1 pseudogene is annotated in these 257 nt (G+C 69.3%); it reads right to left on the bottom strand.

Annotated elements, in window-relative coordinates:
- Nucleotides 1-118: pseudogene (locus tag CVH10_RS27370) on the bottom strand (Na+/H+ antiporter subunit C); the annotation flags it as partial.
- Between the last annotated feature and the right edge of the window lie 139 nt (nt 119-257).

Here is a 257-nt window from a genome sequence, read left to right as displayed (position 1 = left end):
TGACGCCGTAGGACAGCAGGCACAGCCCGACGATCACCTGGAAGGTGCGGGGACGCAGCGTCAGCCACACGCCCGAGGCGACCAGCACACCGATCCCGAGCGACAGGGTCAGTTCCATCACACGCCCTCCTGCTGCTGTTGTTGCTCCTCGTGGCGATGCTCGAGTTCCTCGCGCCTGTCGGCCCCGGCGGCGGTCTCGCGCGCCCGCAGGCGGGCCGAGCGCAGCGACTGGTGGGCAATGGCGATCTGGATCAGCA

Source organism: Halomonas sp. ND22Bw, assembly GCF_003011945.1.
GTDB lineage: Bacteria > Pseudomonadota > Gammaproteobacteria > Pseudomonadales > Halomonadaceae > Halomonas > Halomonas halophila.
Note: the sequence above shows the minus strand (reverse complement) of the source record. Positions and strands in the feature narration are given on the sequence as shown.